Annotated in this window: 30 protein-coding genes and 1 pseudogene; 14 read left to right on the top strand and 17 right to left on the bottom strand. The window is 70.3% G+C overall.

Annotation, left to right across the window (positions count from 1 at the left end):
- Window positions 1-4 precede the first annotated feature (4 nt).
- Complete coding sequence (locus tag NBT67_RS11935; protein ID WP_251341936.1) at window positions 5-169, bottom strand: hypothetical protein; 165 nt, start codon at window positions 167-169, stop codon at window positions 5-7.
- Between the two features lie 226 nt (window positions 170-395).
- Between NBT67_RS11935 and NBT67_RS11930 the strand changes: the two genes are divergently transcribed.
- The 8 genes and pseudogenes from NBT67_RS11930 to NBT67_RS11895 all read left to right on the top strand — a co-directional run bounded on the left by NBT67_RS11930 (window position 396) and on the right by NBT67_RS11895 (window position 6,663).
- The gene (locus NBT67_RS11930) at window positions 396-731 is read left to right on the top strand and encodes a DUF8134 family protein (RefSeq protein WP_251341935.1); all 336 of its coding nucleotides are present in this window, start codon (window positions 396-398) and stop codon (window positions 729-731) included.
- Between the two features lie 111 nt (window positions 732-842).
- A complete protein-coding gene (locus NBT67_RS11925) occupies window positions 843-2,621 on the top strand; it encodes a nitrite/sulfite reductase (protein WP_251341934.1) in 1,779 nt (592 codons plus the stop codon).
- A gap of 1 nt (window position 2,622) precedes the next feature.
- Window positions 2,623-2,904 carry a DUF6360 family protein gene (locus NBT67_RS11920; RefSeq protein ID WP_251341933.1) on the top strand — a complete coding sequence of 94 codons (282 nt, stop codon included), beginning with the start codon at window positions 2,623-2,625 and terminating at the stop codon, window positions 2,902-2,904.
- Window positions 2,901-3,677: pseudogene (locus NBT67_RS11915) on the top strand (CbiX/SirB N-terminal domain-containing protein); the annotation flags it as partial. The gene NBT67_RS11920 and the pseudogene NBT67_RS11915, both read left to right, overlap by 4 nt.
- A gap of 63 nt (window positions 3,678-3,740) precedes the next feature.
- Window positions 3,741-4,421, top strand: a complete 681-nt coding sequence (locus tag NBT67_RS11910; RefSeq protein WP_251344377.1) for a DR2241 family protein — start codon at window positions 3,741-3,743, stop codon at window positions 4,419-4,421.
- Window positions 4,418-5,260 (top strand): uroporphyrinogen-III C-methyltransferase, encoded by an 843-nt coding sequence (cobA, locus tag NBT67_RS11905; RefSeq protein WP_251341932.1) that lies wholly within the window; start codon window positions 4,418-4,420, stop codon window positions 5,258-5,260. The genes NBT67_RS11910 and cobA overlap by 4 nt, the downstream gene beginning before the upstream one ends.
- A 22-nt stretch (window positions 5,261-5,282) precedes the next feature.
- Complete coding sequence (locus NBT67_RS11900) at window positions 5,283-6,299, top strand: anthranilate phosphoribosyltransferase (RefSeq protein WP_251344376.1); 1,017 nt, start codon at window positions 5,283-5,285, stop codon at window positions 6,297-6,299.
- Window positions 6,300-6,327: 28 nt separating this feature from the next.
- Window positions 6,328-6,663 (top strand): ferredoxin, encoded by a 336-nt coding sequence (locus NBT67_RS11895; RefSeq protein ID WP_251341931.1) that lies wholly within the window; start codon window positions 6,328-6,330, stop codon window positions 6,661-6,663.
- 28 nt (window positions 6,664-6,691) lie between these two features.
- Here NBT67_RS11895 and NBT67_RS11890 read toward each other — a convergent pair whose 3' ends face one another.
- Complete coding sequence (locus NBT67_RS11890) at window positions 6,692-7,342, bottom strand: precorrin-2 dehydrogenase/sirohydrochlorin ferrochelatase family protein (RefSeq protein ID WP_251341930.1); 651 nt, start codon at window positions 7,340-7,342, stop codon at window positions 6,692-6,694.
- A gap of 71 nt (window positions 7,343-7,413) precedes the next feature.
- Between NBT67_RS11890 and NBT67_RS11885 the strand changes: the two genes are divergently transcribed.
- Complete coding sequence (locus tag NBT67_RS11885; protein ID WP_251341929.1) at window positions 7,414-7,767, top strand: TFIIB-type zinc ribbon-containing protein; 354 nt, start codon at window positions 7,414-7,416, stop codon at window positions 7,765-7,767.
- Between the two features lie 20 nt (window positions 7,768-7,787).
- On the opposite strand, the gene NBT67_RS11880 is transcribed toward NBT67_RS11885, so the two are convergent.
- The 5 genes from NBT67_RS11880 to NBT67_RS11860 form a co-directional block, all read right to left on the bottom strand.
- Window positions 7,788-8,117 (bottom strand): DUF8062 family protein, encoded by a 330-nt coding sequence (locus tag NBT67_RS11880; protein ID WP_251341928.1) that lies wholly within the window; start codon window positions 8,115-8,117, stop codon window positions 7,788-7,790.
- Window positions 8,118-8,337: 220 nt separating this feature from the next.
- Window positions 8,338-10,053, bottom strand: a complete 1,716-nt coding sequence (locus NBT67_RS11875) for a formate--tetrahydrofolate ligase (RefSeq protein WP_251341927.1) — start codon at window positions 10,051-10,053, stop codon at window positions 8,338-8,340.
- A gap of 78 nt (window positions 10,054-10,131) precedes the next feature.
- Window positions 10,132-10,632 (bottom strand): KEOPS complex subunit Cgi121, encoded by a 501-nt coding sequence (gene cgi121, locus NBT67_RS11870; protein WP_251341926.1) that lies wholly within the window; start codon window positions 10,630-10,632, stop codon window positions 10,132-10,134.
- The gene (locus NBT67_RS11865; RefSeq protein ID WP_251341925.1) at window positions 10,629-12,917 is read right to left on the bottom strand and encodes an ATP-dependent DNA helicase; all 2,289 of its coding nucleotides are present in this window, start codon (window positions 12,915-12,917) and stop codon (window positions 10,629-10,631) included. The genes cgi121 and NBT67_RS11865 overlap by 4 nt, the downstream gene beginning before the upstream one ends.
- 54 nt (window positions 12,918-12,971) lie before the next feature.
- On the bottom strand, window positions 12,972-13,217 hold the full coding sequence (locus NBT67_RS11860; RefSeq protein WP_251341924.1) for a hypothetical protein: 246 nt from the start codon (window positions 13,215-13,217) through the stop codon (window positions 12,972-12,974).
- An 80-nt stretch (window positions 13,218-13,297) separates the two neighbouring features.
- Here NBT67_RS11860 and NBT67_RS11855 point away from each other — a divergent pair, with 80 nt between their 5' ends.
- The 3 genes from NBT67_RS11855 to thrC are packed head-to-tail and all read left to right on the top strand — an operon-like array spanning window position 13,298 to window position 15,264.
- Window positions 13,298-13,531 (top strand): DUF8001 family protein, encoded by a 234-nt coding sequence (locus NBT67_RS11855; protein ID WP_251341923.1) that lies wholly within the window; start codon window positions 13,298-13,300, stop codon window positions 13,529-13,531.
- 55 nt (window positions 13,532-13,586) lie between these two features.
- Window positions 13,587-13,964, top strand: coding sequence for a helix-turn-helix domain-containing protein (locus NBT67_RS11850; protein WP_251341922.1), 378 nt, complete (start codon window positions 13,587-13,589; stop codon window positions 13,962-13,964).
- Between the two features lie 40 nt (window positions 13,965-14,004).
- Window positions 14,005-15,264, top strand: a complete 1,260-nt coding sequence (thrC, locus tag NBT67_RS11845; protein WP_251341921.1) for a threonine synthase — start codon at window positions 14,005-14,007, stop codon at window positions 15,262-15,264.
- Between the two features lie 6 nt (window positions 15,265-15,270).
- Here thrC and NBT67_RS11840 read toward each other — a convergent pair whose 3' ends face one another.
- The gene (locus NBT67_RS11840; protein ID WP_251341920.1) at window positions 15,271-15,579 is read right to left on the bottom strand and encodes a hypothetical protein; all 309 of its coding nucleotides are present in this window, start codon (window positions 15,577-15,579) and stop codon (window positions 15,271-15,273) included.
- Between the two features lie 101 nt (window positions 15,580-15,680).
- On the opposite strand from NBT67_RS11840, the gene NBT67_RS11835 reads away from it, so the two are divergent.
- Window positions 15,681-16,004 (top strand): hypothetical protein, encoded by a 324-nt coding sequence (locus NBT67_RS11835; protein WP_251341919.1) that lies wholly within the window; start codon window positions 15,681-15,683, stop codon window positions 16,002-16,004.
- Here NBT67_RS11835 and serA read toward each other — a convergent pair.
- The gene (gene serA / locus NBT67_RS11830; RefSeq protein ID WP_251341918.1) at window positions 16,001-17,617 is read right to left on the bottom strand and encodes a phosphoglycerate dehydrogenase; all 1,617 of its coding nucleotides are present in this window, start codon (window positions 17,615-17,617) and stop codon (window positions 16,001-16,003) included. The genes NBT67_RS11835 and serA overlap by 4 nt on opposite strands.
- A 25-nt stretch (window positions 17,618-17,642) precedes the next feature.
- Window positions 17,643-18,680, bottom strand: a complete 1,038-nt coding sequence (locus tag NBT67_RS11825; protein ID WP_251341917.1) for an ATP-binding protein — start codon at window positions 18,678-18,680, stop codon at window positions 17,643-17,645.
- 100 nt (window positions 18,681-18,780) lie between these two features.
- Between NBT67_RS11825 and serB the strand changes: the two genes are divergently transcribed.
- Complete coding sequence (serB, locus tag NBT67_RS11820) at window positions 18,781-19,419, top strand: phosphoserine phosphatase SerB (RefSeq protein WP_251341916.1); 639 nt, start codon at window positions 18,781-18,783, stop codon at window positions 19,417-19,419.
- Window positions 19,420-19,489: 70 nt separating this feature from the next.
- Here serB and NBT67_RS11815 read toward each other — a convergent pair whose 3' ends face one another.
- The 7 genes from NBT67_RS11815 to NBT67_RS11785 all read right to left on the bottom strand — a co-directional run bounded on the left by NBT67_RS11815 (window position 19,490) and on the right by NBT67_RS11785 (window position 25,871).
- A complete protein-coding gene (locus NBT67_RS11815) occupies window positions 19,490-19,762 on the bottom strand; it encodes a hypothetical protein (RefSeq protein ID WP_251341915.1) in 273 nt (90 codons plus the stop codon).
- Window positions 19,763-19,834: 72 nt separating this feature from the next.
- Window positions 19,835-21,139 carry an O-acetylhomoserine aminocarboxypropyltransferase/cysteine synthase family protein gene (locus NBT67_RS11810; protein WP_251341914.1) on the bottom strand — a complete coding sequence of 435 codons (1,305 nt, stop codon included), beginning with the start codon at window positions 21,137-21,139 and terminating at the stop codon, window positions 19,835-19,837.
- A gap of 63 nt (window positions 21,140-21,202) precedes the next feature.
- Window positions 21,203-21,919, bottom strand: coding sequence for an ABC transporter ATP-binding protein (locus tag NBT67_RS11805; protein WP_251341913.1), 717 nt, complete (start codon window positions 21,917-21,919; stop codon window positions 21,203-21,205).
- Complete coding sequence (locus NBT67_RS11800) at window positions 21,919-22,683, bottom strand: ABC transporter ATP-binding protein (protein WP_251341912.1); 765 nt, start codon at window positions 22,681-22,683, stop codon at window positions 21,919-21,921. Before NBT67_RS11800 ends, NBT67_RS11805 begins: the two co-directional genes overlap by 1 nt.
- Entirely contained in the window at window positions 22,680-23,543 is an 864-nt protein-coding gene (locus NBT67_RS11795; RefSeq protein ID WP_251341911.1) for a branched-chain amino acid ABC transporter permease, read from the bottom strand. Before NBT67_RS11795 ends, NBT67_RS11800 begins: the two co-directional genes overlap by 4 nt.
- Window positions 23,544-24,491: a branched-chain amino acid ABC transporter permease gene (locus NBT67_RS11790; RefSeq protein ID WP_251341910.1), complete on the bottom strand. Its 948-nt coding sequence runs from the start codon at window positions 24,489-24,491 to the stop codon at window positions 23,544-23,546.
- A 54-nt stretch (window positions 24,492-24,545) separates the two neighbouring features.
- Entirely contained in the window at window positions 24,546-25,871 is a 1,326-nt protein-coding gene (locus NBT67_RS11785) for an ABC transporter substrate-binding protein (RefSeq protein ID WP_251341909.1), read from the bottom strand.
- Between the last annotated feature and the right edge of the window lie 68 nt (window positions 25,872-25,939).

Here is a 25,939-nt window from a genome sequence, read left to right as displayed (position 1 = left end):
CCGTTCAGTCCCGCTCCGCGTCGTCCCGCGTCTCGCTCAGATGCTCCCAGATCTCCGTACAGCCCGCCCCGGCCTCGACGTCGGAGAGATGCGTTCGCTCTTCGGCGTCGTCGTCTCGCTCGGCGTCGACCTCCGCCGACCCCATCACGGTCTCGCTTTTCTCGGTCATCGAAACCCCGTAGACGTCACGCCCTCATAAGGCCGTGTTCGGCCGTAATCGCTACCCGTTCTCCCGCATGGAGGCGGTCCTTTCCGGTATCCGTGACGGGGGATCGAGCCGTCGGGACGACGCAGTCGGGCGATTTCGCTCGCTCGCTCCCGACTCTCGTGCGTGACGAGCGGCAATCGTCGCTGCCGCCGACGGGCTTACCGCCCTCGGCGGTCAAGCGGGAAGCATGACCACCGCCGTTCACCAACTCGACGACGGGGCCTGGGTCAGCGTCAACGACTCCCGCGAGGTGAACGTCAGCAACCTCTGGCGGCTCGCACGACACGATTTCTGCGGGTGCCGGCTCGCGGACTTCCTCGCGGAGGGGTTCGTCGAGGTGGCCGCCGACGGGGCGGACGTGGAGGCCCGCATCGCCGGCCAGTGCATCCAGTGCGGCGAGAGCGGTGTCACCGAGTGGCTCACCCTCGGCCGCGTCGATCCCGAGACCGACGAATTCCGGTCGGTCGTCCCCGAGAGCGTCCACGTGCCGAACCGACGGCGCCGGCTGGCGTCGCCGCCCTGAAGGGCCGCGGGGCGTCTCACACATAGAGGCAAATGTTTCCTCATCCCCGGAGAGCCGGGGAAGGTTGACGACGTGCCCGACCGTATATGTTCGCGTGTATTCTAGCTGTCCATGCCGTCCAAGGTCGAGAGCTGGAAAGACGAAATCTACGGGATGGAGATCCGCGACCACCTCCTCCGATTCGCGGAGGAGGGGTGGGACGCCATCCCGGAGGACGAACACGACGCGTGGTTCGAGCGGTTCAAGTGGTGGGGGCTGTATCACCAGCGGAAGGGGCAGGAGAGCTACTTCATGATGCGCATCGGGACGCCGATGGGCCGGATGACGCCCGAACAGCTCCGGACCGTCGGCGAGGTGGCCCGGGAGTACGCCACCGGCCCGGTCGACAACCCCGAGTTCGGCGAGGCCTACGCCGACTTCACGACCCGGCAGTCGATCCAGCTCCACTGGATCAAAGTCGAGGACATTCCGGAGATATTCGACGCACTCGAATCCGTGGGGCTGTCCACGATTCAGGCGTGTGGCGACTCCTGGCGCAACATCGTCGGCTCGCCCGTCGCCGGCCGCGACGCCGAGGAACTCATCGACGTCTGGCCCGTGGTGCAGGAACTCCACGAGACGTTCAAGGGCAACGACCTCTACGCCAACCTGCCCCGGAAGTGGAAGGTCGCCGTGACCGGCGACCGCCGCGGCGCCGGCCAGGGCGACATCAACGACCTCGCCTTCGAGCCCGCGGTCAAGGAGATCGAGGGGGAGGAGGTCGCCGGCTTCAACGTCAACGTCGGCGGCGGCCTCGCCCGCAAGGAACCCCGCTTCGCCCGCGACATCGACGTCTTCTGCCGTCCCGAGAACGCGGCCGACGTGGCCGCCGGTCTCTCCGCGCTCTTCCGCGACTACGGCGACCGCGAGGATCGCTTCAACGCCCGCATCAAGTTCCTCGTCGACGAGTGGGGCCCCGAGAAGGTCCGTTCGGTGCTGCAGGACGAGTACGTCGACTACGAACTCCCGACCGCCGGCGAGGGACTCCGCGACGAGTACGACTACAACGCCGGCCGTTCGGACTCGCCGGGCGACTACATCGGCGTCCACGACCAGGACGACGGGCAGAACTTCGTCGGCCTCTCGGTCCTCGTCGGGCGCATGGGCGCCGACGACGTGATCGAACTCGCGGACCTGGCCGAGGCGTACGGCTCCGAGATGATCGGCCTGACCCAGCGCCAGAACGTCATCGTCGGCGACATCGCCGACGAGGACCTCGACGACTTCCTCGACGAGGGTCTGCTGGAGGAACACTCGCCGGACCCCCATCCGTTCATGCGTGGCTCCATCGCGTGTACGGGCACCGAGTACTGCTCGCTCTCCATCGTCGAGACGAAAAACCGGATGGTCCGCTACGGGCGCTGGCTCCGGGACAACGTGCCCGTCCCCGAGGGCGTCGAGGACTTCCACATCCACCTCTCGGGGTGTACCGCCTCCTGTGCCCAGCCACAGATCGCCGACATCAGCCTCCGAGGCATGAAGACCCGGAAGGACGGCGACGCCGTGGAGGCGTTCGACGTGGGTCTGGGCGGCGGCCTCGGCGAGAACCCGAAGTTCGCCGACTGGGTGAAGATGCGCGTGCCCGCCGACGAGGTGCCCGGGTACGTCGAGAACCTGCTCGAAACCTACGAGGCGGAGCGTGCGGGCCCCGAGGAGTCCTTCCGCGAGTTCGTCGCCGACAGGGACGAGGACGAACTCGCCGCCCTCGCCGACGCCGAGGAGACGAGCTACGAGGACCCCTACCTCGGGAACACGAAGATGACGTGGTACCCCTACGCCGAGGACACCGACATGAACGCCTCGCCCGCGCCGACGGACGGTCGCGGCGAACCGCTCCCCTCGGACGACTGAGATGGCCGACCGCGTGCTGAAGGTCAACGCCTTCACGACGTTCGACCTGCTCGACGCCCGGGTCGAGGGGCACGGCTTCGAGGAGGAGGCCTTCGCCACGCTGAACGTGCGGACGGCCCGCGAGGACCCCGAGGAGATCTCGCTCGACCTCGAACTCGACAACACCCAACTGGAGTCGGTCCCGGCCCACGCCGACCGCGTGACGCTCTCGGCCGCGGAGGCGCGCACCCTCGCGACCGAACTACACAAGGCCGCGGACCGAGTGGACGCGAACGACGAATGACCGACCAGGCGCTGATCGTCGCGGCACACGGCTCCCACCGGAATCCGGACTCCGCGACGCCGACGTACGCCCACGCCGACGCCATCCGCGAGCGCGGCTGCTTCGAGCAGGTGCGCGAGGCCTTCTGGAAGGAGGCGCCCTCCTTCCGGTCCGCGATGCGGACGGTCGACGCCGACGTGGCGTACGTCGTGCCGCTGTTCGTGAGCGAGGGCTACTTCGTCGACGGGGTGCTCCCCCGGGAGTTCGGCCTCGGCGTCGCCGACGTGACGGGCACCGAGGCGGAACCCGAGGTGGTCTACACCGACCCCGTCGGCACCCACCCCGCGATGACCGAGGTGGTGGCCGAACGCGCCCGTCGCTACCTCGGCGACGACGTCGACGAGGCGTCGGCGGCGCTCGCGGTGGTCGGCCACGGCACCGAGCGCAACCCCAACAGCGCCGACGCCATCTACGACCACGTCGACGCCCTGCGCGGGACGACCGACTTCGCGGAGGTCGGCGCCCTGTTCATGGACGAGGAGCCCTACGTCGACGACGTCCTCGACCGGTTCGACGCCGACGACGTCGCGGTCGTCCCCCTCTTCATCGCCGACGGCTTCCACACCCAGGACGAGATTCCGGAACTCCTCGGCATCACGGACGACCCGCGGGCGGGCTACCCCGTCCCCGGCGAGGTCGAGGGCCGCCGGATCTGGTACACCTCCGCGGTGGGCACCGACCCGCTCATGCCCGAGGTGCTCCTCGAGCGCGCGGCGGACGCGGGCGCCGACGTCGACGGGGCCGCCGGCCCGGGGACGCCCGTCCGCCCCGACGCCGGCGAGGCCTTCCTGTCGTGGGTGGACGCCGCGCCCGCGACCGACGGTCGCCGGACCCGTGAGTGGGGCGACCTCCTCGTCGTCGCCGACGGGGCCTACGAACTCCGCCACCGGAGCGACCGCGGGGTCCCCCGGAGCGACCTCTCGGCGCGCGACCCCGCCTCGTTCCGCGGGTTCGTCCGCAGCGACGACGACGGCCGCTACCGCCCCTTCGCGGGCGAGCGCTCGCTGCCGACCGGGTGGGTCCTGTCGGACCTCGACGGCCGGGAACTCCTGCGCGCCGTCGCCGCGGTGTACCCCGCCGCCGTCGAGGAGTGGGCCGACGACGCCGACCCCGTCCCCTACCGCGAGGTGGCCGCCAGACAGACGGGCATCTACGAGCGCGTCTCGAACCTCTCCCGCGAGCAACTGATCGACGTGACCGAGGCGGTCTGTGGCAACTGCGCCAAGCGCCGCGAGTGGGACGAGCGCGCGGGGGACGCGCTCCCCGTCGACCGGGGCGAGGGGCCGCTCCCCTGCCGGGAGCCGTGTTCCTTCCTCGTCGCCGCGGCCCGCGAGGTGCTGGTCGACGAACCGCCGGAGGAACAGCCACCAGAACAGCCAGCCGCCGACGTGCCGCCGGGCGACCTGACCGATCCGGCCAACCGCTACCGGGTCCGCTACCGGCGCGCCGGCGGCACCCACACGACCACTCACAGATGAACACGACGACGACCGGAACGGTGTATCTCGTCGGCGCCGGCCCGGGTGATCCCGAACTCATGACCGTGAAGGCCCGGCGCCTGCTCGACGAGGCCGACGTCGTCCTCCACGACTCGCTCGTGGGCGACGGCGTGATCGAATCGATCCCCGACCCGACGCGGGTCGAGAACGTCGGCAAGCGCGCCGACGGCGAGCGGACGCCACAGGCGGAGATCAACGACCGCCTGGTCCGCGAGGCGACCGCGGGCCGCGAGGTGGTCCGCCTGAAGGGCGGCGACCCGACCATCTTCGCCCGCGGGGGCGAGGAGGCCGAACACCTCGCGAGCCACGGCGTCCCCTTCGAGGTGGTGCCCGGGATCACGAGCGCCGTCGCCGCCCCCGGCGTCGCCGGCATCCCGCCGACGCACCGCGACCACGCCTCGACGCTCGCGGTCGTGACGGGTCACGAGGACCCGACCAAGGCCGACAGCGCCCTCGACTGGGACGCCCTGTCTTCCCTCGTCGCCGCCGGCGGGACGCTGGTGATCCTGATGGGCGTGGGGCGCCTGCCCGACAACGTGGCGGCGCTCCGGGCGGGCGGCGTCGACGCCGACACGCCCGTCGCGATGGTCGAGCGTGCCACCCTCGACGACGAGCGGGTGGTCACGGGGACGCTCGACTCCATCGTCTCCCGGGCCGAGGAGGCGGCGGTCGAACCCCCCGCCGTCACCGTCGTCGGCGACGTGGTGGACGTCCGCGAGACGGTCGCGCACTGCCTCGGCGGCGGCGACGCGGTGGCCGAGGGGACCCCCCTCGCCGTCCCCGGCGAGCGGGTCGTGGAGGTGACCGACAGTGACTGAGTCGTGGCCGCTCAAGCGCCTGATGACCGAGGTGGTGGGGTCGGGGACCAAATCGGCGGAAGACATGACCCGCCGGCAGGCGGGCGAGGCGATGCGTCGCATCCTCGACGGCGACCCCGACCCGACGACGCTCGGCGCCTTCTGGCTGGCCAACCGCTGGAAACACAACACCCCGACCGAACTCGCCGCGTTCACCGACGAGATGTGCGACCGCGTCGAGTACGCGACGCCGGACGCCGACCCGGTCGACTGCGGCGCCAACTACGACGGCAAGGGCCGGTCGGCCATCCTCGGCGTCGCCGCCGGCGTCGTCGCCGCCGCCGCGGGGACGCCCGTGGTCGCCCACTCCGGCGACCGCGTCCCCACGCAGAAGCAGGACGCGTACAAGCACGTCCTCGACGAACTCGGCGTCGCGACCGAACTGACGCCCCGCGATTCCGCCGCGATGGTCGACGAGGTGGGCTTCGGCTTCTACTACCAGCCGGCCTTCAACCCCGCCGTCCACGACCTGTTCGACCGCCGGGACCGGATGGGCGTGCGCACCTTCGTCAACACCGTCGAGACGCTCGCCAACCCCGCGGGCGCGAGCGTCCACCTCGGCTCCTTCTACCACCTCGCCTTCGCGAAGAAGGTGGTCGAGACGTTCGACGAGAGCACGTTCCACGACCTGGATCGCGTCATCATGTTCCAGGGGATGGAGGGGTACGACGACATCCGGCCCGGCTACACGAAGGTCGCCGACTGGTCGGCCGACGGCGAGTTCGAGGATTACGAGATCGAGACCGCCGAGTACGGCATGGACTTCGAAACCGAGGACTTGGGCGTCGAGGACGTCGCCGCGGACAGCGCCCGCCTCACCCGCGAGGTGGTCGCGGGCGACAGGACCGACCACTGGTACGACGCCGTCGCGCTGAACGCCGCCGTCCGGATCTACGCCGGCGGCGACGCCGACAGCCTCGACGCCGGCCTCGACGCCGCCCGGTCGGCCATCGACGACGGGTCCGCCGCGGCCGTCCTCGACGACCTTCGGGGGTTCTGAGTATCTCCCTCAGCGACCAACGACCGCCATGAGCGAGGACCCCATCCGGCCGAGCGACGTCGGCGACGCCGACGCGCCGCCGGTCGACGAGAAGCCCTACAAGATCATCTTCGAGGCGAACAAATGCATCGGCACCGGGAAGTGCGCCGAGGTGTCGGACAACTGGGATCTCGACCTCGACACCGGGCTGGCGCGCCCGCGGTCCTACTACGTCGGAGCGGACGACCTCTCGCACAACGTCCGCGCCGCGGAGGTCTGCCCGGCCAAGAAGGGACGGGGCGTCATCCACGTGATCGACCGCCGCACCGACGAGGAGGTCGCGCCCGACCCCGAGGGTGACGGAACGCTGAGCGTCGACTGGTAGTGGCGGCACGCTGAGCGTCGACTGGTCGTCACGGCCCGTCGAGTGCGTCCTCGACCGCCCGCCGCGCGGCCGTGCGGACGCGCTCCTCGTCGCCGTCGCCCTCGGCCGCCGACCACACCGACGGAGCCGCCGCCGCGGCACGGATCGCCGCCCGCCGCCGCTCCGGGTCGACGCCGCGATCCTTGAGGTCGGCACGCAGGTCCGCGACGACCGTCGCGACCAGTCCCGCTCCCTCGATCACGCCCGCCAGCTCCCGGCGCAGGTGGCGGCTCACCGCGGGGCTGGTGCCCCCCGTCGTGACCGCGACGCGCACCGGGTCGTCGTCGACGGTGGCGGGGACGACGACGCTGCCGCGCGCCCGGTCGCCGCTCCGGTCGGCGCGGTTGACGAGGACGCCCGCCTCGCGGGCGTGACGCTCGACGGCGGCGTTGAGCGCCGCGTCGTCCGTCGCGGCGACGACCAGCGCGGGGTCGGCGGCGTCGAGCCACGCCGGCACGTCCTCGGGACCGGGTGCCGCGCGGACGAACTCGCTCCCGCCGAAGTCGGCGTCCGCGAACGCGGGGCTGAGGACGACGACCCGCGCCTCGCGAGCGAAGCGTCGGGCCTTCCGGGCGCCGACGGCGCCGCCGCCGAACACCAGCACCACCTCGCCGTCGAAGTCGTGGACCAGCGGGATCACGGTGGCCCATCGCGGCCGGCGGCCAAAAGTCGTCCCCTAGAGGTTTTGTCACCGGGTTCGTAGCCGCCGCCATGCTCGGACGGGTGCTGGGGTGGCTCGGACTGGGGGACCGCGACGCGGACGCGGGGGACGACGCCGGCCTCGACTGGACCGATCCGGGCGCCGAGTACGGCGGCGACGGGCCGCCCCGCCGCTACACCTGCACGGAGTGTGGCGCGACCGTCGAGGGCGTCGGCGCCGACCACGGGGTCGAGTGCCCGGACTGCGGGACGGTGTTCAAGGGCACGCTCGTCCCCGACCACGCGGTCTGTCCGGACTGCGGCGCGCGCGTCGACGACGCCGCGTTCTACCCCGAGACGCGTCGCGACACCGAGTACGCCGACTGCGGGGCGTGTGACTACCGGTGGGAGAGCGACCCGCGGTGAGACACGACGGACCGGACGAGTCACTCCGCGTTCGCGCCCTCGATCAGCGCCTCCTCGCCCTCCGCGCCCCGGAGCGTGACGTCGTGGCGGGTGTGACGGGCGTGGGTCCGCGCCCAGCGGCGCGCGGCCGACTCCGAGAGGCGCTCGACGCCGTCCGGGCAGTGCCGACAGGCCGCGCGCCACGTCGCCACGCCGTCGGGGTAGTGCCCCGTGTGGCGCTCGTGGTCGAGCGCGAACTGCTCGACGGCGCGGTTCCCCGCCACCAGTTCGTCGAGTTCGTAGGAGAGGTCCCACTCCCGCCCGCACCGCTCACAGGAGACCGTGGGTACGTCGTCGATCCGATCTGACACGCGCCGACGTACGTGGCCGACGCTCTTGAACGATCCGAAAGGGGGGTGATCGCGACGAGGGGGAAGGGGGGGAGCGTCGCGATCGGTTCGGCGATCAGCTGTCCACCGGCACGACGATCGAGCGACCGGCGTGTGGGGTGCCTCAACTGTCCGGTGGACGTGATGTCTCTGGAGGCGGACTGTGGTAATCTTTTTCCTTTGGAAAGCGCTCGGTGCGGCCCTAGAACAGGCCGCTCACGTTGCCCTCGGCGTCCACGTCCATCTCCTCGGCGGCGGGTTCCGCGGGCAGCCCCGGCATGGTGAGCACGTCGCCCGTCAGGACGACGACGAAGCCGGCGCCGGCGTCGGGGTAACACTCGCGCACCGTGAGCGTCCAGTCGAGCGCCGGGGCACCCTTCCGCGTCGGGTCGTCCGTGGTCGAGTGCTGTGTCTTCGAGAGACAGACGGGCATGTCGCCGTAGCCCTGTTCCTCGAGGCGCTCCAGGTCGTCGAGCGCGTCCTCCGTGAAGTGGACGTCGGAGGCGCCGTACACGTCGGTGGCGACGGTTCGGATCTTCTCCGTCAGCTCCTCGTCGACGTCGTAGAGGGGTTCGAAGTCGCCCTCGTCGCTGTCCGCGAGGGCCTTGGCCGTCTCGGCGAGTTCCGCCGCGCCCTCGCCGCCGTCGGCGAAGGCGTTCGAGACGACGACGGGGTACCCCTCCCGCTCGCAGTGGTCGATGATCGCCTGAATCTCCTCGTCGGTGTCCGTCGGGAAGCGGTTGATGGCGACGACGAAGGGGACGCCGAACTGGTCGATGATGCCGGCGTGGTGGTCGAGGTTCGACATGCCCGCCCGCACCGCGTCGGGGTCGGGTTCCTTCAGGCGGTCGTAGTCGACCGGCCACATGTCGAGTCCGTGGTACTTCATCGACCGAACGGCGGTCGTCAGGACCGCCGCGTCGGGCGCGACGCCGTGTCGGGAGACGATGTTGCCGAACTTCTCGAAGCCGAGGTCGGCGGCGAAGCCCGCCTCCGTGACGAGGTAGTCACCGAGGGCGAGGCCGAGTTTGTCGGCCACGAGCGAGTTCGTCCCGTGGGCGATGTTGGCGAAGGGGCCGCCGTGGACGAAGGCGGGCGTCCCCTCGATGGTCTGGACGAGGTTCGGTCGCAGCGCGTCCTTCAGGAGCATGGCCATCGCGCCCTGGATGCCCAGATCCGAGACGGTGACGGGGTCGCCCTCGGAGTCGTAGGCGACGATGGTGCGGGAGAGTCGCTCCTTCAGGTCCGAGAGGGAGTCGGCCAGACAGAGCACCGCCATCACCTCGGAGGCGGCCGTGATCTGGAACCCCTCCTCCCGGGGCGGGCCGTTGGTCTCGCCGCCGAGGCCGACGACCACCTCGCGGAGCGCGCGGTCGTTCATGTCCAGCGCGCGCTTCCAGGACACGTTGTCCACGTCGACGTCGTGTTGGTTGCCGTAGTGGATCTTGGTGTCGAGCGTCGCCGAGACGAGGTTGTGCGCCGTCGTCAGGGCGTGGAGGTCGCCCGTGAAGTGGAGGTTGATGTCCTCCATCGGGAGCACCTGCGAGTAGCCGCCGCCAGCGGCGCCGCCCTTGATGCCGAAGACGGGGCCGAGCGACGGCTCGCGTACCGCGACGACGCCCTGCTCGCCGATGTGGTTCAGTCCCTGTCCGAGGCCGACCGTCGTGACGGTCTTGCCCGCGCCCTTCGGCGTCGCCGTCGTCCCCGTCACGAGGATGAGGTTCCCCTCGTCGGCGTCCTCGAGGGTCCGCTGGATCGCGTCCTGCTCGATCTTCGCGATGCCGTTGCCCTGCGGATCGAGGTCGTCCCGGGACAGCCCGAGATCGCCGGCCACGTCGGTGATCGGGCGCGTCTCCGTCGCCCGTGCGATCTCCATGTCCGTCGGTGCGTCGTCGCCGTCGGCGTCGTCCGTAGTCATCTCGACGGGATAGAGGTCTCCCCCCTATGTAAGCGACCGGGACGATTCTGACACGGTTTTTTATTCCCCCCGGCGGCGCTACTTTTCGACGTCGAGCAACGCCACGCGCTCGCACACCAGGTCGCTCAGGTCGCCCGCACCCGCGTCGAGTTCCGCGCTCGTCACGTCGAAGAACGCCCGCACCCGCTCGGCGTCGACCGACCCGAGCGTCGGCGCCGGGTCGAGGTCGAGGCGGTCCCGCAGGGCGTCGGCCGCGGCCGACTCGTCGCCCGCCGCGCCGTCGATCAGGACCGCGACCGGCGTCTCCCCCTCGCTGACGCCCATCTCCAGCGCGTCGTCGATCTGTCGGCGGCCCGCGGCGTACAGCAGGATCTCGACGCTCCGCTCGCGGGCGACGTTCTCCCCCCGCTCGAACGCCCGGTCGGCGAGTTCGACCGCCCGCTCCAGGTGGGTCCGGCCGACCAGGTAGCGCGCGTCGAAGGCCTGCACCGTGACGCCGTACTCCTCGGCGGCGGCATCGAGGGTCGCGAGGAAGTCGTCGAGGTCGCTCACCGTGGCGACCCCCTCGACGACGATCACTCGAAATCACCCAGGCTGGCCTGCTGATCGCCCGAATCCGCGGCCGACCCGTCCCCGGCGCGTCGCGTGTCCGCGTCGCTCCCGTCCCCGTCCCCGTCCTCGCCGTCGGCGCTCGCCTCGGCGACGCTCACGCCCTCCATCGAGGGGTCCTCCCGCCCGGCGTTCTCGAGGACCCGCTCGGCCGTCCGCTCGCGGCCACGGAGCGCCCCGAGGACGACCGACTTCTCCGCCTCGCGGAGGTCGGCGCGCGACTCGACGCCCGCCTCGTAGAGCCGACGAGCGCGCTTGCGCCCCACGCCGCGCACGCCCGTCAGATCGAGCAGTTCCTCGCGCACGCCGTCCGCGACCCGCTTTTTCGCCTCGCGCACCGCCACGGCGCAGTCGAGGTCGAGTTCGACCGCGAGGCGCTCGGCCGCGCCGAGCAGCCACTCCGCGGTGTCGACCTTCCCGCGCACGTCGCCGGGGCCGACGCCGTACCGCTCGGTGATGCGGTCCTCGTCGACCTCCCGCGCCCAGTCCTCCAGCAGTTTCGCCGTCTTCAGCGCCGACAGCCACTCCTCGAAGCGCACGTCCTCGAACTCCGAGGGGACCCGGCCCAGAAATTCGTCCTCGCGCTCGTAACAGCGTTCGGTGTACGTCTCCCGGTCCCCCGACTTCAGGTAGAGTTCGTACATGTCGGGGGTACGACAGACGAGGTGGTAGAGCCCGAGCGGGGAGGGGTCCTCGGCGTCCCGCAGGCCGTCGACGATCTCCGCGGCGCTCATCGGATCGAGGTAGAGGCGGGAGACGGTGTGACCCAGCGCCGTGGCGGTGATCTCCTCCCCGTCGCGCTCCACGAAGTCGTTGGCGACGAGGTAGTCGAGCGTCGAGTCGACGACCGACTCCAGGCGCTCGGTACCCTCGCTCTGTGCCGCGTACAGCGTCCGGTCGAGGAAGTCGAGGAGCCCCGAGCGCGTGCGGGCGAACCCGGAGGCGACCGTCGCGAGCAGGTGGGTCCGCATCGCGGGCTCCCGCGCGAGTTTCGACTGTACGGGCTCGGGCTCTGCCTCGACGTACCGGTCGAACAGTTGGTCCATCGCGTCGTGATCCTTCGCGATCAGGACGGCCTCGCCGTAGGGGTCCAGCCCCGGCCGCCCCGCGCGGCCGAACATCTGGTGGACCTCCAGGGTGTCGAGGGGTTTCATGCCGCCGAACTCGCCGTCGTAGCGGCGCCAGTCCCGGACGATCACCCGCCGGCTGGGGGTGTTCACTCCCGCCGCCAGCGTCGGCGTCGCACAGATGACCTTCAGCAGGCGGTCGCGGAACGCGTCCTCGACGAGCGACCGGTGTTCGGCGGAGAGGCCGGCGTGGTGGAAGGCGGCGCCCCGCTCCACCACTGCGGCGAGGTCCTCGCTCGTCTCGGTGTCGGAGACGCCCGCCACCTCGTCGGCGAGGGCGGCCAGGTCGTCGCGCTCGTCGTCGGTGAGGTGGTCCTCGGCCACGTCGGCCCCCCGCCGGGCCGCCGCCTCGGCGTTCCGGCGGGAGTTGACGAAGACGAGCGACGAGCCACCCTCCGACAGCGTGTCGTCGAGGAGCGCGGCGGTCGGACGCTCGCCCCGTCCCACCGGCACCTCGCGTTGCTCCCCGTCGGCGAAGGTGATGGCGTCGCCGTAGTGGACGCCCGTCCGCAGGTCGACGGGCCGCCAGTCCGACTTCACCAGTTCGGCGTCCAGCCAGTCGGCCACCTCGTCGGCGTTGTCGACGGTGGCCGAGAGCGCGACGGTCTGGAGGCCGGGGTTGATGCGCCGGAGTTTCGCCAGCGTCACCTCCAGGGTCGGTCCCCGGCTGGGGTCGTCGACGAGGTGGACCTCGTCGGCGACGACGCAGGTGAGGTCGTCGATCCACGGCGCCCCGTTGCGGACGAGCGAGTCGACCTTCTCGCTCGTCGCGACGACGACGTCGCGGGAGGCCAGCCACTCCTCGCTCGACTCGTAGTTGCCCGTCGAGATGCCCACCTCGACGCCGAAGTCGCTCCAGCGCTCGAACTCGGCCTTCTTCTCGCTGGCGAGCGCGCGGAGCGGCACGACGTACAGCGCCTTGCCGCCCCGGTGGACGCTCGACAGCATGGCGAGTTCCGCCACGAGGGTCTTGCCGCTCGCGGTGGGAACGCTCGCGACCACGCTCTCTCCCTCGGTGACGCCGGCGTCGACGGCCGCGGCCTGTGGCGGATAGAGCTCCTCGATCCCCGACTCCCGAAGGACGTCGGGGACGCCCGACGGGAGGCCGGACACGTCGGTGGGGTTCATCGGTCGGTGACCCTTGGCGCGGGTCCGCGGTTAGGCTTTCGGGTCGGGACGCCGTTACCCGAGGGCGCCGACGGCGGCGGCGAGTCCCATCCCGACGCCGAGCGCACCGCCGTGTCGGAGGCTGGTTCGCCACCCCCGGTCGGTCGTCCCGTAGACGAGCCCCGTCGCGGGGAGGCCGAGGAGGCCGGCGACGACCGGTCGCGGGACCCACTCCGGGGAGTGGAGCGTCACGACGGCGACGCCGACCAGACCGCCGAGGACCGCGAACAGCCGCGTCCAGCGTCCGTCGGAGGGCTGCACGCCCGGACCCGGGGACGCGACCACCTTCACGCTTCGGGTCCGCCGCCCCTACTATGTCGGTGGCCGCCACACGTCCCTCCATGACGCTCACGGTCGACGCCGGCGAACTCACCGCCGCGGAGATTCTCGACGCCCTGGAGGACGGCCAGCGGGTCGTCGTCCGCGTCGAGATGCTCGGCGGCGTCCACGAGGTGACGCTCCGTCACGACGGCACCACCTACTACTGCGACACGCCGACGACGCTCCACAAACACGAGTCGGTCGACGCGATGCGCACCTGCATCGAGGAGATGGGCTACGGTCGCGGCGAATAGGGCGAGCCACGCGACCCTGGCGGGGTTTTAACGTCACCCGTGGCCAACGGAGGGTATGTCCGACGCCCCCGACATCGAGGAGCTGGTCGGCGTCGAGGAGCCGGAGTTCCAGCACGTCCTCTCCTGTGTCTTCGGCATTCAGGACCACGAGAGCCGGACGTATCTCGTCTTGCTCGACAACCCCGGGAGCACGGTGGCCGAACTCGCGGCGGAACTCGACCGCGACCGGAGCAACGTCAACCGGTCGCTGACGACGCTGCTCGACAAACGGCTCGTGGAGCGGGAGCGCCGGCTGCTCGACCCCGGGGGGTACGTCTACCAGTACACCGCGACGCCGCTCCCGGAGGCCAAGGAGCTGATGCACCGCACCCTCGACGAGTGGGCCGATCGGGTCCACGACGCCATCGACGACTTCGGGACCGAGCGGGAGTGAACCCGCCCCGTTTTTGCCTCCGCGGCTCGTCCCTCCGGTAATGAGTCTCGACCTGACCGCGGACGCCCCGGCGGCACCGGCGGCCGCCACCGACGGCGTCTGGCTCGCCTGCATCGAGTGCGGCGAGACGTTCGCCCCCTTCTCGTCGATCCGGTACACCTGCGACGACTGTTCGGGTCTGCTGGAGGTGCGCTACGCCGACCCGCCGACCTTCGCGGACTTCGAGGGCGACGGCGTCTGGCGCTACGCGGCCGCGCTCCCCTTCGAGGCCGGCGTCTCACTCCCCGAGGGCGCCACGCCGCTGCACCGCGTCCCCCGGCTGGAGGCAGACGTGGGCGTCGAGCGCCTCCGGATCAAACACGAGGGCATGAACCCGACGGGCAGCTTCAAGGACCGGGGCATGACCGTCGGCGTCCGCGTCGCGAAGGAACTCGGCGTCGGCCGACTGGCCTGTGCCTCGACGGGCAACACCAGCGCCGCGCTCGCGGCCTACGGCGCCCGGGGCGGGATGGAGACGCTCGTACTCCTGCCGGCGGGGAAGGTCGCCGCCGGCAAGGTCGCACAGGCCGCGCTCCACGACGCCCGCATCCTCGAGGTCGACGGCAACTTCGACGACTGCCTCGACATCGTGCAGGATCTGGCCGGCCGCGGCGAGGCGTACCTGCTCAACTCGCTCAACCCCTTCCGCCTGGAGGGCCAGAAGACCATCGGGCTGGAGATCCTCGAGGAGTTCCACGCGGACCACGGCACCTACCCCGACCGGATCGTCCTGCCGGTGGGCAACGCGGGCAACACCGCGGCGCTGTACAAGTGCTTCCGGGAACTCGTCGGGAGCGGCGCGCTGGACCCCGCCGACGTCCCGAAGCTCACGGGGGTCCAGGCCGAGGGCGCGGCGCCGCTGGTCGAGGCGGTCGAGGAGGGCAACGACGAGGTCCGTCGGTGGCCGGAGGTCGAGACCATCGCCACCGCCATCCGCATCGGCAACCCGGTGAACGCGCCGAAGGCGCTGCCGGGCATCCGAGAGACGGGCGGCACCGCCGTGGCCGTCTCCGACGAGGCCATCACCGACGCCCAGCGGTCGCTCGCGGCCGAGGGCGTCGGCGTCGAACCCGCCTCCGCGGCCTCCGTCGCGGGCCTCCGGAAACTCCGGGAGCGGGGCGTCGTCGGCGACGACGAGCGGGTGGTCTGTCTCACGACCGGCCACCTGCTGAAGGACCCCGACGCGGCCTTCGCCGCCGGCAACGAGCCCGAACCCGTCCCGAACGACGTCGGGGCGGTGCTGGACCACCTCGCGGAGTAGCCGCGCTCAGGCGCCGATGTCCGGATCGGCCGACAGGTCGTCGAACCCGGCGAGCCGGTACGCCCGCGAGTCGGTGCAGTCCTCGTCGTCGGCCGCCAGGTCGCCGATGGCGAGGTCGTACCGGTGGGCGAAGCCCTCGTAGTCGTCCGCCTCGGCGACGGCGTCGAGCAGTTCGTCGGCGGTCAGGTCCTCGGCCACCTCGTCGCGGAACGTCGCCGCCGCCGCCGCCGCGGCGGCCGCCGTCTCGGCGTCGGCGCCGAACCGTGACTCGAACCCCTCCGCGACCGTCGCTCGGAAGTCGTCGTCCTCGCTCATGTGTCCGGGCCGGGCCGCCGGCCACCTATACGTTGCGAGTCGACGACCGTCCGACGGCCGTCTGACGGGGGTTTTTCGTCGCGTGTGAGCATGTATCACGCATGGTTCCGAGTGGCCTTCCGACCGGGACGGTCAGCAGCGGGCGGGACGGGCCGTCGGTCTCCCGCGACTCCCCCGCTGCCGACGCCGACGCACGCACGCGCATCGCCGAACTGGAGCGGGAAAACGAGGCGCTCCGCGCCGCGGTCGAGAAACAGCGCCGCGAGAACGAGCGGATCGTCGAGCGGTACGAGCGGTTGCTCGAACGGCAGCGGGAGTGTGGGTCGGCGTCCGACTCGCCGACCGACGACGGCGGGGCCGAGGTGTCGCCGCCCGACACGGACGACGACGCCCTCGGCCGCATCGCCCGCTTTTTCGGCCTCTAGTCGTCCGCGGTCCCGGTGTCGCCCTCGTCCTCGCCGTCGCCGAGGGTGAGCTGTTTCACCTCGATGATGCGCTCGTCCGCCCGGATCTGCCCGACGACGGCCTCGGGAACCTGCTCGTCGAGGTTGTAGACGGTCATCGCCTCGCCGCCGAGCGTCTCGCGGCCGTTGAACATCCCCGCGATGTTGATGTCGTTGTCGCCGAGGACGGTCCCGATCAGGCCCAGCACGCCGGGGCGGTCGTAGTTGCGCACGACGAGCATCTGGCCGTGGGGGACGGCGTCGACCCGGTAGCCGTCGATGCGGACGATCCGGGGGTCGTCGCCGGCGAAGAGCGTGCCACACACGCCGACTTCGTCGGTGCCGTCGCCGACGGTGACGGTGACGAGGCTCTGGAAGTCCTCGCTCTGTCGGGTCTTCTCCTCGGTCACCTCGATGCCCCGCTCCTCGGCGATCTTCGGGGCGTTGACCGCGTTCACCTGCCACTCCAGGGGCTCGAAGACGCCCTTGAGCCCGCTCGCGGTGACGAACTCGATGTCCTCCTCCGCGATGTCGCCCTCGTAGCGCACCCGGACCTCGGAGATGCGGCCGTCGAACATCTGGGCGGCGACCTTGCCGGCCGTCTCCGCGAGTTCGATGTACGGCTGGACGCGCGGGAACGCGCTCTCGTCGATGGAGGGGGCGTTCAGCGCGTTCGCGACGGGTTCGTCGTTGAAGGCGGCGACGATCTGATCCGCGATGCTCGTGGCGACGTGTTCCTGTGCCGCCTCCGTCGCGGCGCCCAGGTGGGGCGTGACGACGACGTCGTCGACGGCGAGCAGCGGGTTGTCGGCGTCGACGGGTTCGTCCGCGAACACGTCGATGGCGGCCCCGTCGAGCGTTCCGTCCTCGACCGCCGCCGCGAGCGCCGCCTCGTCGACGACGCCGCCGCGCGCACAGTTGACGACGTAACCGCCGTCCATCAGGGCGAGTTCGTCGGTGCCGATCATCCCCTCGGTCTCCGGCGTCAGCGGCGTGTGGACCGTCAGGAAGTCCGCACGCTCCAGACAGGTCTCGAACTCGGCGAGTTCGGCGCCCAACTGGTCGGCCCGCTCCTGGCCGATGTACGGATCGTACGCGACGAGGTCCATCCCGAGCGAGCGCAGTCGCTTCGCCACCTCCTGTCCGACGCGCCCGAGGCCGACGATGCCGAGCGTCTTGCCGTTGAGTTCGGTGCCGAGATAGTCGCCTTTCGCCCACTCGCCGGCCCGCAGGCGGGCGTGTGCCTGGGGGATGGAGCGGGCGGTCGCGAAGGCCATCCCGACGGTGTGTTCCGCCGCCGCCCGGACGTTCCCCTCGGGCGCGTTGGCGACGATGACGCCGTGATCGGTCGCGGCGTCGAGGTCGATGTTGTCGACGCCGATGCCCGCCCGCCCGACGATGATCAGGTTCGGCGCCGCCTCGAACACCGCCTCGGTCACGTCCGTCCCCGACCGCACGACGAGCGCGTTGGCGTCCGCGACGGCGTCCAGCAGGGCGGACCCCTCCACCTCGTAGGCGGTCTCCACCTCGTGGCCAGCATCGCGAAGCCGGTCCAGCCCTGCGTCGGCGATCGGGTCCGTGACGAGTACCCTCATACTCGAACCGACCCGAGGACGGCTGTTAAGGGTTTCCAAACGTGCCGTGGCCCTCGGGTGCCGGGAGCCACACCTCGATCCGGGCGCCCTCCGCCTCGTTGGTCACCGTCACCTCGCCGCCGTAGCGCTCGGCCAGTGTCACCACGAGATACTGCTGGAACTGGAGGACGCCGGCCTCGGTGTCGATGGCCGAGGGGTCGACCGCCTCGACGGCCGGCTCCGCGGCGTCGTCGTCGACGGTCAGGCGCACGCCGCGGTCGGTGCGGGTCGCGTCGATCCGGATCGTCGGCTCCCCGTCGTCCGCGCGGTCGGCCGCCTGATAGAGCAGCCCCTCGACCAGTACGTCCAGGGCGTCGTCGGCCAGCACCGGCGTCGGTTCGGGCACCCGGTCGACGATGCGGGCGTCCGCCCCGAAGTCGGCGTTCGCCTCCGCCACCGCCGCCGCGAGGTCGACCGGCCACGGCTCGTCCTCGTTCGACATCAGCGCCCCCATCTGCTCGACGTGTCGCGCCATCCGCCGTCCCGCGTCCGCGACGACCGTCGCGTCCGCGTCGCCGGTCCGCTCCGCGAGCAGGTCCGCGCGGCCGACGATCACCTGCGCGGCGTTCAACACGTAGTGTCTGAGCAGTTCGTTCAGGAAGTCGATCCGCTCCCGTTTCCGGCGGAGCGCCCGCTCGTGTTCCCGCCACCGCGCGCTGTTCGTCCCGAGCCACAGGCCCGCGACCGCGCCGACGGAGGTGACCACGGGCGCGAGCGCCCCGAACGAGAGGTCCGTGGCGTCGAGGTGGGCGAGGGTGACGATCCAGAGCCCGACCACGACCATCCCGGCGGCGACCGAGAGCGTCCACCCCGTCACCACGGCCGTGAACGCCGGCGGCTTCCGGCGGGCGTACGCCACTCCCGCGTAGGTCACGCCGCCGAACAGCAGGAGGGGGACGCCGCACTCGAGCAGCGCCGTCGCCCCTTCCGGGGCGACGATCAGGCGGGCGACCGGAACCGTGGCGAGGACGACGCCCGTCGCCGCGAGCGACCACCGTTTCAGCGGGCGAGGGACGTCGAACATGGACACGGGGGACCGGCGTACGTCGTATCCCCGGCGGCACACTGATAAGCGTTGCCGCGGTCGTCGGGGGATTCAAACCCTCGGCCGGCGACGGACCGGTATGCGACTCGTCGCCTTCGACTTCGACGGCACGCTCTCGGACTCCGAGATGACGGTCCTGCTCGGGGAGCAGCGCGGCGTCGCCGACCGCATGGCCGACATCACCGAACGGGCGATGAACGACGAACTCGGCTACGCCGAGAGCCTGCGCGAACGCGCGGCGCTGCTGGAGGGGCTGGAACTGGACCGCGCCGAGGCGGCGTTCGACGGGGTCCGCCTCCGGCCGGGTGCGGCCGACCTGCTCGCCCGCCTGAACGACGCCGGCCACCACACCGCCGTCCTCACCGGCGGGTTCGAGCGCGGCGTCGCCCGCGCCCTCGAACGCGAGGGCGTGACCGTCGACACCGTCGTCGCCAACCGACTGCCCGCGAGCGGCGGCCGCCTCACCGGCGCCGTCGAGGGGCCGCTGATCGAGGGGACGAAAGACGAGGCGCTGGAGTCGCTGGCGGCCGACGTCGACGTGCCCCCCTCGCGGACCGTCGCCGTCGGCGACGGCGCCAACGACCTCCCGATGCTGGAGGTGGCGGGGCTGGCCGTCGGCTTCCTCCCCAAGCCCGCGGTGCGTCCCGCCTGCGACGTGGTGGTGGCGTCGATGGACCGACTGGCGCGGGTGTTCGAGGAGCGCGGACTGCTGGAGTGACCCGCGGGCGCGCGGTGACCACCGTCGGTGCCGCCTCCGATCGCTACGATAGCCGACAGCGCGACCGGCGCTACTCGTCGCTCCCGCCGTCGCCGAGGTCGATCCCGTTGCGCTCCGCGACCGCCGACAGCACCGCCTCCGCCCGGTCGTCGCTCACGTCCTCGACCAGACAGTCGACGAACGCCGCCAGCAACGCCGGCTTGATCCGGAGGTCGACGTACGCTACTCGCCCCCCGACGACGACGGCGTCGACGTCCCACTCCCCTTCCTCGGGATCGGTCATGCGTACGTCGATCCACTCGTCGTGCGTCTCGTCGGGGTCGGTGAACGACTCGTCCGTCATGCCACACCTATCACTCAGCGGGAATATAAAGCTGCGTCCCGGCGGCCACCCGCTCGTCGGGATCGTCGGTCCCTATCGGGTCGCGGCGTCGATGGCCCCCTCCAGGTCGGCGACGATGTCCGCGACGTCCTCCAGACCGACCGACAGGCGGACCATGTCGGGCGTGACGCCCGCGGCCTCCTGTTCCTCGTCGGTCAACTGCTGGTGGGTGGTGGAGGCGGGGTGGATCACCAGCGTCTTCGCGTCGCCGACGTTCGCGAGCAGGGAGGCGAGTTCCACCTCGTTGACCGTTCCCTTCGCCGCCTCGTAGCCGTCCGCGAGGCCGAAGGTGATCATGCCGCCGTAGCCCCCCTCCAGATATTCGCTCGCCGTCCCGTGGGTTTCGTGGGACTCCAGGCCGGGGTAGTTGACCCACGCCACCTCGGGGTGGTCGTCGAGGAACTCCGCGACGGCCATCGCGTTCTCGCAGTGGCGCTCCATCCGCATCGGGAACGACTCGAGTTTCTGGAGGGTGACCCACGCGTCGAACGGCGACTGCGTGTTGCCCAGGTCACGCAGACCGCGGGCGATGGCCGCGTAGGTGAACCCCGCGGGGGCGAACGTCTCGTGGAAGTTGACGCCGTGGTACGCGGGGTTCGACTGGCCGATCTCGGGGTAGTCCTCGGCGTACGCCCCCCAGTCGAAGGTGCCGCCGTCGATCAGGGCGCCGCCGACGGTCGACCCCGACCCGTGGAGCCACTTGGTCGTCGAGTTCCAGACCAGATCCGCCCCGTGTTCGAGCGGCCGGCACAGGTACGGCGTCGCGAAGGTGTTGTCGACGAGCAGCGGGACGCCGTGGTCGTGGGCGATGTCCGCGACCCGTTCGATGTCCGGGGTGACGAGGGCGGGGTTGCCGATCGTTTCGAGGTGGACGTAGGCGGTGTCGTCGTCGATGGCCTCGGCGTAGGCGTCGTAATCGAGCGTGTCGACGAAGCGGGTCGTGATCCCGCGGCGCTCGACGGAGTGGGTGAAGTAGGTGTACGTGCCGCCGTACAGCGCCGACGCGGTGACGACGTTGTCGCCCGCCTCGGCCAGCAGGAAGGTGGCGAGGTCCAGCGAGGCCATCCCCGAGGCGGTGGCGGCGGCGCCGACGCCGCCCTCCAGCGAGGCGAGGCGCTCCTGCAGCGTCCCCACGGTGGGGTTCATCAGCCGCGAGTAGATGTGCCCCTCCTTCTCGAGGGCGAACTGGCCGGCGGCGTCGTCGGCGTCGTCGAAGACGTACGACGTGGTCTGGTAGATCGGCGGTGCCCGGGCACCCGTCGATGGGTCCGGCGACTGTCCGGCGTGGAGGCTTCGCGTGTGGAATCCGGGTCCGTCTCCGTCGTCTTCGTCTGCCATGCGACGGCCTTCGGAAGCGACCGTACTAAAAGCGCCGGAGACGGTGGCCCGCCCGTCCGGCGGTCAGTCGGTGCCGAGGTAGAGTTCGGCCACCTCGTCGCTGTCGAGCAGTTCCTCGCCGCTTCCCTCGAACCGGTTCTCGCCCATGTCGAGGACGATGCCGCGGTCGGACCGCTTCAGCGCCGCCCGGGCGTTCTGCTCGACCATCAGCACGGGCGTTCCGGCCTCGTTGATCTCGACGATCTTCTGGAACACCTCCTCGACGAGCTGTGGCGCCAGCCCCGCCGACGGTTCGTCGAGGACGAGCAGGTCCGGATCGAGGATCATCGCGGTTCCCATCGCGACCATCTGCTGTTGCCCGCCGCTCAGGGCGCCCGCCCGCTGATCGGCGCGCTCTTCGAGGACGGGAAACTGGGCGTACACCTCCTCGAGGCGTTCGTCGAAGTCGAACCAGTCTTCACCCTCGGCCGGCCACGCCCCCATCTTCAGGTTCTCCATGACCGAGAGGTTCGGGAAGATGTTGTCGTCCTGTCGGACATAACAGATGCCGTGTTCGACGACCTTCTCCGGGGGGAGCCCCGCGATGTCGGTACCGTCGAACCGGATCGTCCCCTCCCGGGCCTCGACGACGCCGACGATCGTCTTCAGGAGCGTCGACTTGCCGGCACCGTTCGGGCCGATGATCGTGACCATCTCGCCGTCGGTCATCTCCATGTCGACGCCGTGGACGATGATCGCGTCACCGTAGCCGCTGACGACGTCCTCCAGTTCGAGCAACATCAGACGTCACCTCCGAGGTAGGCCTCGAGCATGCGTTCGTCGGACTGCACTTCCTCCGGCGTTCCCTTCGACAGTACCTTGCCGTCGTGCATCCCGATGACGGTGTCGGAGATTCGCATGATCGCCTCGATGTCGTGTTCCACGACGAGGAACGTCATGTCCCGCTCGTCGCGCAGTTCCATGATGCGCTCGAGGAGCCGATCGGTCAGGTCGGGATTGACGCCGGCCATCGGTTCGTCCAGTAACAAGAGATCCGGCTCCGCCATCAGCGCCCGACCCAACTCCAGCAGCTTTCGTTGCCCGCCCGAGAGGTTGCCGGCGTACTCCTCGCGAAGGTCCCAGAGTTCGAGGAACTTCAGTAGCTCCTCGGCGCGCTCGCGGGCCTCCGATTCGTGGTCGCGGACGGTCCCGGTGTTCGCCGCCGCCGCGAGGACCTTCTCGCCGGGGTGGTTCTGCGATGCCAGGAGCATGTTCTCCATCACCTGCATCCCGGTGAGTTCCTGAGCGATCTGGAAGGTCCGGACCATGCCGCGCTGGGCGCGTTCGTCGGGTTCGAGTTCCGTCACGTCCTCGCCGTCGAACTCGACGGAGCCCTCGTCCGGGTGGTGGAATCCGGACAGCAGCTTGAACATCGTGGACTTGCCGGCGCCGTTCGGGCCGATGACGCCGACGATCTCCCGGCGTTCGACCTCGAAGGAGACCTCGTCGACGGCGACGATGCCGCCGAACGTCTTCCGGAGGTTGCTGGCTTCGAGCAGGGTCATCGCGTTGCCTCCCCGAACAGTCCGTCCGGACGCGTGATCAGGCCGACGATCAGCGCCAGCAGTCCGACGCCGAACTTGTACTCCGAGGGAATGACGCTCACGCTCACTTCCTGGAGGACGCCGATGGTGTAGCCGCCGGCGACGGCACCCTTGGGGTCACCGATGCCGCCGAGGATCACCGCGGCGAAGATGGGGATGAGGGCGGTAAAGCCCATGTTCGGCCGGATCTGGGCGTCGAGTCCGAGCATGATGCCCCCCAGTCCGGCGATGGCGCCGCCGATCAGCCAGACGTAGAGGACGAGCCGTTCGGTGTCGACGCCGCGAATCCGGCTGAGCATCCGGTCGTCCGACGCCGCGCGCATCGCGATCCCGATCCGCGTCCGTCGGAGCAGGCCGTACACGCCGACCAACAGCACCAGGCTGGTCACCATGATCGCCACCTGCTCGATGCTGTACCTGATGCCCAGGACCGACGGATTGGCGGTCAGCGGCAGTTCGTAGAAGTGTCCGCTGGGTCCCCAGACCGCGCGAATCAGGTTCCGGAGGAAGAACGCCACGCCGATGGAGACGATGAGCAGCGTGATCGGACTCCGGGACCGGAAATGCTGGAACACGATCTTGTCGAGCACCACCGCGCCGACCGACATCGTCAGGATGCCGACGACGATGGCGACCCCGAGCGGGAGTCCCACCTGCGCGTTGACCGCCCAGGCGACGTACGCCCCGGCGGCCATGTAGTCGCCGTACGCGATGTTGATGAAGTTGAGGATGCCGAAGATGAGCGTCAGTCCGAGCGCCGAGACGGCGATGATGCTCCCGACGACCAGTCCGTTCCAGACGAGCTGTAGATCGAGTACCATCTACGTTCCCTCCGAGGTGCCTGCCTGCAGTCGTTCGCTGTTGCCAAGCAGTCCTTCGGGTCGGAAGTAGAGGACGAGGATCAACACCACGCCCACCACCATCAGGCGGATGTACGCGAGTTCGTCGCCGAAGGGGACGCTCCCCGGGATGAACCGCGTGATCTGCCGAAGGAACACGATGACCGTGGCGCCCACGATGGCGCCGGCGTAGCTCCCGGCGCCGCCGATGATGACCGCCGCCCAGATCAGGAAGGTGACGCTGGGGAGGAACATGATCGACGTGATGGCGTAGACGTAGTGGGCCCACAACCCGCCGGCGAGGCCGGCGACTGCGGCGCCGATGCCGAACGACTTCAGCTTGAACACGGCCGTGTTCTTGCCCAGCGCGAGCGGGACGTCGTCGTTCTCGCGGATCGCGTGGAGGACGCGACCGAACGGGCTCTCCGACAGCCGCACGAACAGGAGGTAACACGCACCCACGATCGCCCACACGAGGACGAAATAGAAGAGGTCGTAACTGACCGGAACGGCCCCGTCGAGCGGGCGCGGGATGTTCTTCAGCGTCTGTGCACCGGTGGTCAACCACGCCTCGTTGTGGATCATCAACCGGATCAGTTCGGCGGAACTCAGCGTCACCATCGCCAGATAGTCGCCCTCCAGACGGACGCTGGTCACGGCGATCAGCGTACCGACGAGCCCCGCCAGGATCGTCCCGGCGATCAGCCCCACGAGGATGGGAAAGTCGAACCCGACGACGCGCGTGGCCAGCTGACCCGTCGCCGGTGGGGTCGTGAGGATCGCCGACGTGTACGCGCCGATGGCGAAGAAGGCCGCGTGCGCGAAATTCAACAGTCCGGTATCTCCCCAGTGCATGTTCATTCCGATCGCCAGCAGCGAGTAGATGCCGGCGATGATTCCGACGACCAACAGGAGGTCTACGATTGCCATTGTCAGGTATCGAATTTGTGATTGTAATTCGGAGGAGCGGCTTCGAACCCGCTCTCAGGCCGTGAGTTCCGCCGCGGAGAACGTCGTCACTTCGGCCCACTCACCGCCCTGCACGTCGAGGACGGAGAACGGTCCGACGGGGTCGCCGTCCTCGTCGAAGTTCTGCGGGTTCGACGCGCCCTGGTAGTTGATCTCGTTACCTGCCTCGAGTTCCGCCTTGCCCTCGGAGAACGACGTCACCTCGGTCCCCTCGGGCCGCGCGACGGGGTTGATGTTGTCGGTGATCGCCTGCCGGGTGGCCTCGCCGGCCCGGTGGGCCGCCAGCGCGATCAGGTTCATCGCGTCGTAGCCCGCGGCGCTGAAGGTGCCGGGGGCCTGCCCGTGCATCTCTTGGTGGCGTTCCGCGAACGACTCGTAGGACGGACCGGGCGCCGGCGCCTGTCCGAAGATGGGTGCGTCCGCCATCGCCTCGGCGCCTATCCGCTCGATGAAGTCGGGCGTGACGACGTCGTTTCCGATGAAGATCGGAATGTCGGCACCCGCTTCCAGGTAGTTGCGCATGAACAGCGCCGACACCTCCGTCCCGGCAGTCATGGAGATCACGTCGGGGTCGGCGTCCATGATCTGCTGGATCTCGCTGCGGTAGGAGTCGGCGTTGATTCCCAGCGCCACGTCGGCGACCTGTTCGCCGCCCTGCGAGGTGAAGTACTCCGCGACAGCCGTCGAGAAGCTCTGTGACCCCTTGTCGTCCTTGTACGTGACCGCCATCGTGTTGTAGTCCTGCGAGAGCGCGTACTGGCCCTGTGCGCGACCGGCGATGGAGTCGCTCGGCACCGTCCGCCACAGGTAGGCCTCGGGGCCGCCGACGTCGTCGAGCTGCATCGTCCCCGCGGAGACCGAGAGCATCGGCAACCCCGCGTCTTCCACCGGCTGGATGAGGTTCGGGATCACCGAACTCGACGGCCCGAGGGTCGCCACCACGCCGGCCTCGTCCAGCGTGTTGAACCCGGAAATCGCCGCCTGGGGCGTCGTCTCCGTGTCCTGTTCGTTGATCTCGATCTCCCGACCGAGGAGTCCGGCGTCCTCGATGTCCGCGAGTGCGACGTCGCGGCCACGGGCGGCGTTCGGACCGACCCACCCGAGCCCCTGACTGAACGGTGCCAGGGTCCCGACGAGGATCGGATCACTGCCGCTACTACCGGTACTCCCGCCGTCGCCACCGTCGCCGCCACCGCCGTCGCCGCCGTCGCCACCGTCGCCGCCACCGCCGTCGCCCTCGCCGCCACCGCCGCCGCCACCCGAACAGCCGGCGAGGCCGACGACACCTGCTACACCCGCAGCCTTGACGAACTTACGTCGTCGTACGTTACCATCGGACATTCCAGCCCATACTGAACAAACTTATCTCCATTAATTATTGTGGTATTGGTTCACTATGACAATCATAA

It is taken from the genome of Haloplanus sp. GDY1 (assembly GCF_023703775.1).
Taxonomy (GTDB): Archaea; Halobacteriota; Halobacteria; order Halobacteriales; family Haloferacaceae; genus Haloplanus; species Haloplanus halophilus.
The sequence above is the reverse complement of the archived record's forward strand: the minus strand, read 5'-3'. Positions and strand labels throughout refer to the sequence as shown.

What these genes read in the sequence shown, in the direction of transcription:
- NBT67_RS11935 (WP_251341936.1), bottom strand. Translation starts at nt 169, where the DNA reads ATGACCGAGAAAAGCGAGACCGTGATGGGGTCGGCGGAGGTCGACGCC.
- NBT67_RS11930 (WP_251341935.1), top strand. Translation starts at nt 396, where the DNA reads ATGACCACCGCCGTTCACCAACTCGACGACGGGGCCTGGGTCAGCGTC.
- NBT67_RS11925 (WP_251341934.1), top strand. Translation starts at nt 843, where the DNA reads ATGCCGTCCAAGGTCGAGAGCTGGAAAGACGAAATCTACGGGATGGAG.
- NBT67_RS11920 (WP_251341933.1), top strand. Translation starts at nt 2,623, where the DNA reads ATGGCCGACCGCGTGCTGAAGGTCAACGCCTTCACGACGTTCGACCTG.
- cobA (WP_251341932.1), top strand. Translation starts at nt 4,418, where the DNA reads ATGAACACGACGACGACCGGAACGGTGTATCTCGTCGGCGCCGGCCCG.
- NBT67_RS11900 (WP_251344376.1), top strand. Translation starts at nt 5,283, where the DNA reads ATGACCGAGGTGGTGGGGTCGGGGACCAAATCGGCGGAAGACATGACC.
- NBT67_RS11895 (WP_251341931.1), top strand. Translation starts at nt 6,328, where the DNA reads ATGAGCGAGGACCCCATCCGGCCGAGCGACGTCGGCGACGCCGACGCG.
- NBT67_RS11885 (WP_251341929.1), top strand. Translation starts at nt 7,414, where the DNA reads ATGCTCGGACGGGTGCTGGGGTGGCTCGGACTGGGGGACCGCGACGCG.
- NBT67_RS11875 (WP_251341927.1), bottom strand. Translation starts at nt 10,053, where the DNA reads ATGACTACGGACGACGCCGACGGCGACGACGCACCGACGGACATGGAG.
- NBT67_RS11865 (WP_251341925.1), bottom strand. Translation starts at nt 12,917, where the DNA reads ATGAACCCCACCGACGTGTCCGGCCTCCCGTCGGGCGTCCCCGACGTC.
- NBT67_RS11855 (WP_251341923.1), top strand. Translation starts at nt 13,298, where the DNA reads ATGACGCTCACGGTCGACGCCGGCGAACTCACCGCCGCGGAGATTCTC.
- NBT67_RS11850 (WP_251341922.1), top strand. Translation starts at nt 13,587, where the DNA reads ATGTCCGACGCCCCCGACATCGAGGAGCTGGTCGGCGTCGAGGAGCCG.
- thrC (WP_251341921.1), top strand. Translation starts at nt 14,005, where the DNA reads ATGAGTCTCGACCTGACCGCGGACGCCCCGGCGGCACCGGCGGCCGCC.
- NBT67_RS11840 (WP_251341920.1), bottom strand. Translation starts at nt 15,579, where the DNA reads ATGAGCGAGGACGACGACTTCCGAGCGACGGTCGCGGAGGGGTTCGAG.
- NBT67_RS11835 (WP_251341919.1), top strand. Translation starts at nt 15,681, where the DNA reads ATGGTTCCGAGTGGCCTTCCGACCGGGACGGTCAGCAGCGGGCGGGAC.
- serA (WP_251341918.1), bottom strand. Translation starts at nt 17,617, where the DNA reads ATGAGGGTACTCGTCACGGACCCGATCGCCGACGCAGGGCTGGACCGG.
- NBT67_RS11825 (WP_251341917.1), bottom strand. Translation starts at nt 18,680, where the DNA reads ATGTTCGACGTCCCTCGCCCGCTGAAACGGTGGTCGCTCGCGGCGACG.
- serB (WP_251341916.1), top strand. Translation starts at nt 18,781, where the DNA reads ATGCGACTCGTCGCCTTCGACTTCGACGGCACGCTCTCGGACTCCGAG.
- NBT67_RS11815 (WP_251341915.1), bottom strand. Translation starts at nt 19,762, where the DNA reads ATGACGGACGAGTCGTTCACCGACCCCGACGAGACGCACGACGAGTGG.
- NBT67_RS11810 (WP_251341914.1), bottom strand. Translation starts at nt 21,139, where the DNA reads ATGGCAGACGAAGACGACGGAGACGGACCCGGATTCCACACGCGAAGC.
- NBT67_RS11805 (WP_251341913.1), bottom strand. Translation starts at nt 21,919, where the DNA reads ATGTTGCTCGAACTGGAGGACGTCGTCAGCGGCTACGGTGACGCGATC.
- NBT67_RS11800 (WP_251341912.1), bottom strand. Translation starts at nt 22,683, where the DNA reads ATGACCCTGCTCGAAGCCAGCAACCTCCGGAAGACGTTCGGCGGCATC.
- NBT67_RS11795 (WP_251341911.1), bottom strand. Translation starts at nt 23,543, where the DNA reads ATGGTACTCGATCTACAGCTCGTCTGGAACGGACTGGTCGTCGGGAGC.
- NBT67_RS11790 (WP_251341910.1), bottom strand. Translation starts at nt 24,491, where the DNA reads ATGGCAATCGTAGACCTCCTGTTGGTCGTCGGAATCATCGCCGGCATC.
- NBT67_RS11785 (WP_251341909.1), bottom strand. Translation starts at nt 25,871, where the DNA reads ATGTCCGATGGTAACGTACGACGACGTAAGTTCGTCAAGGCTGCGGGT.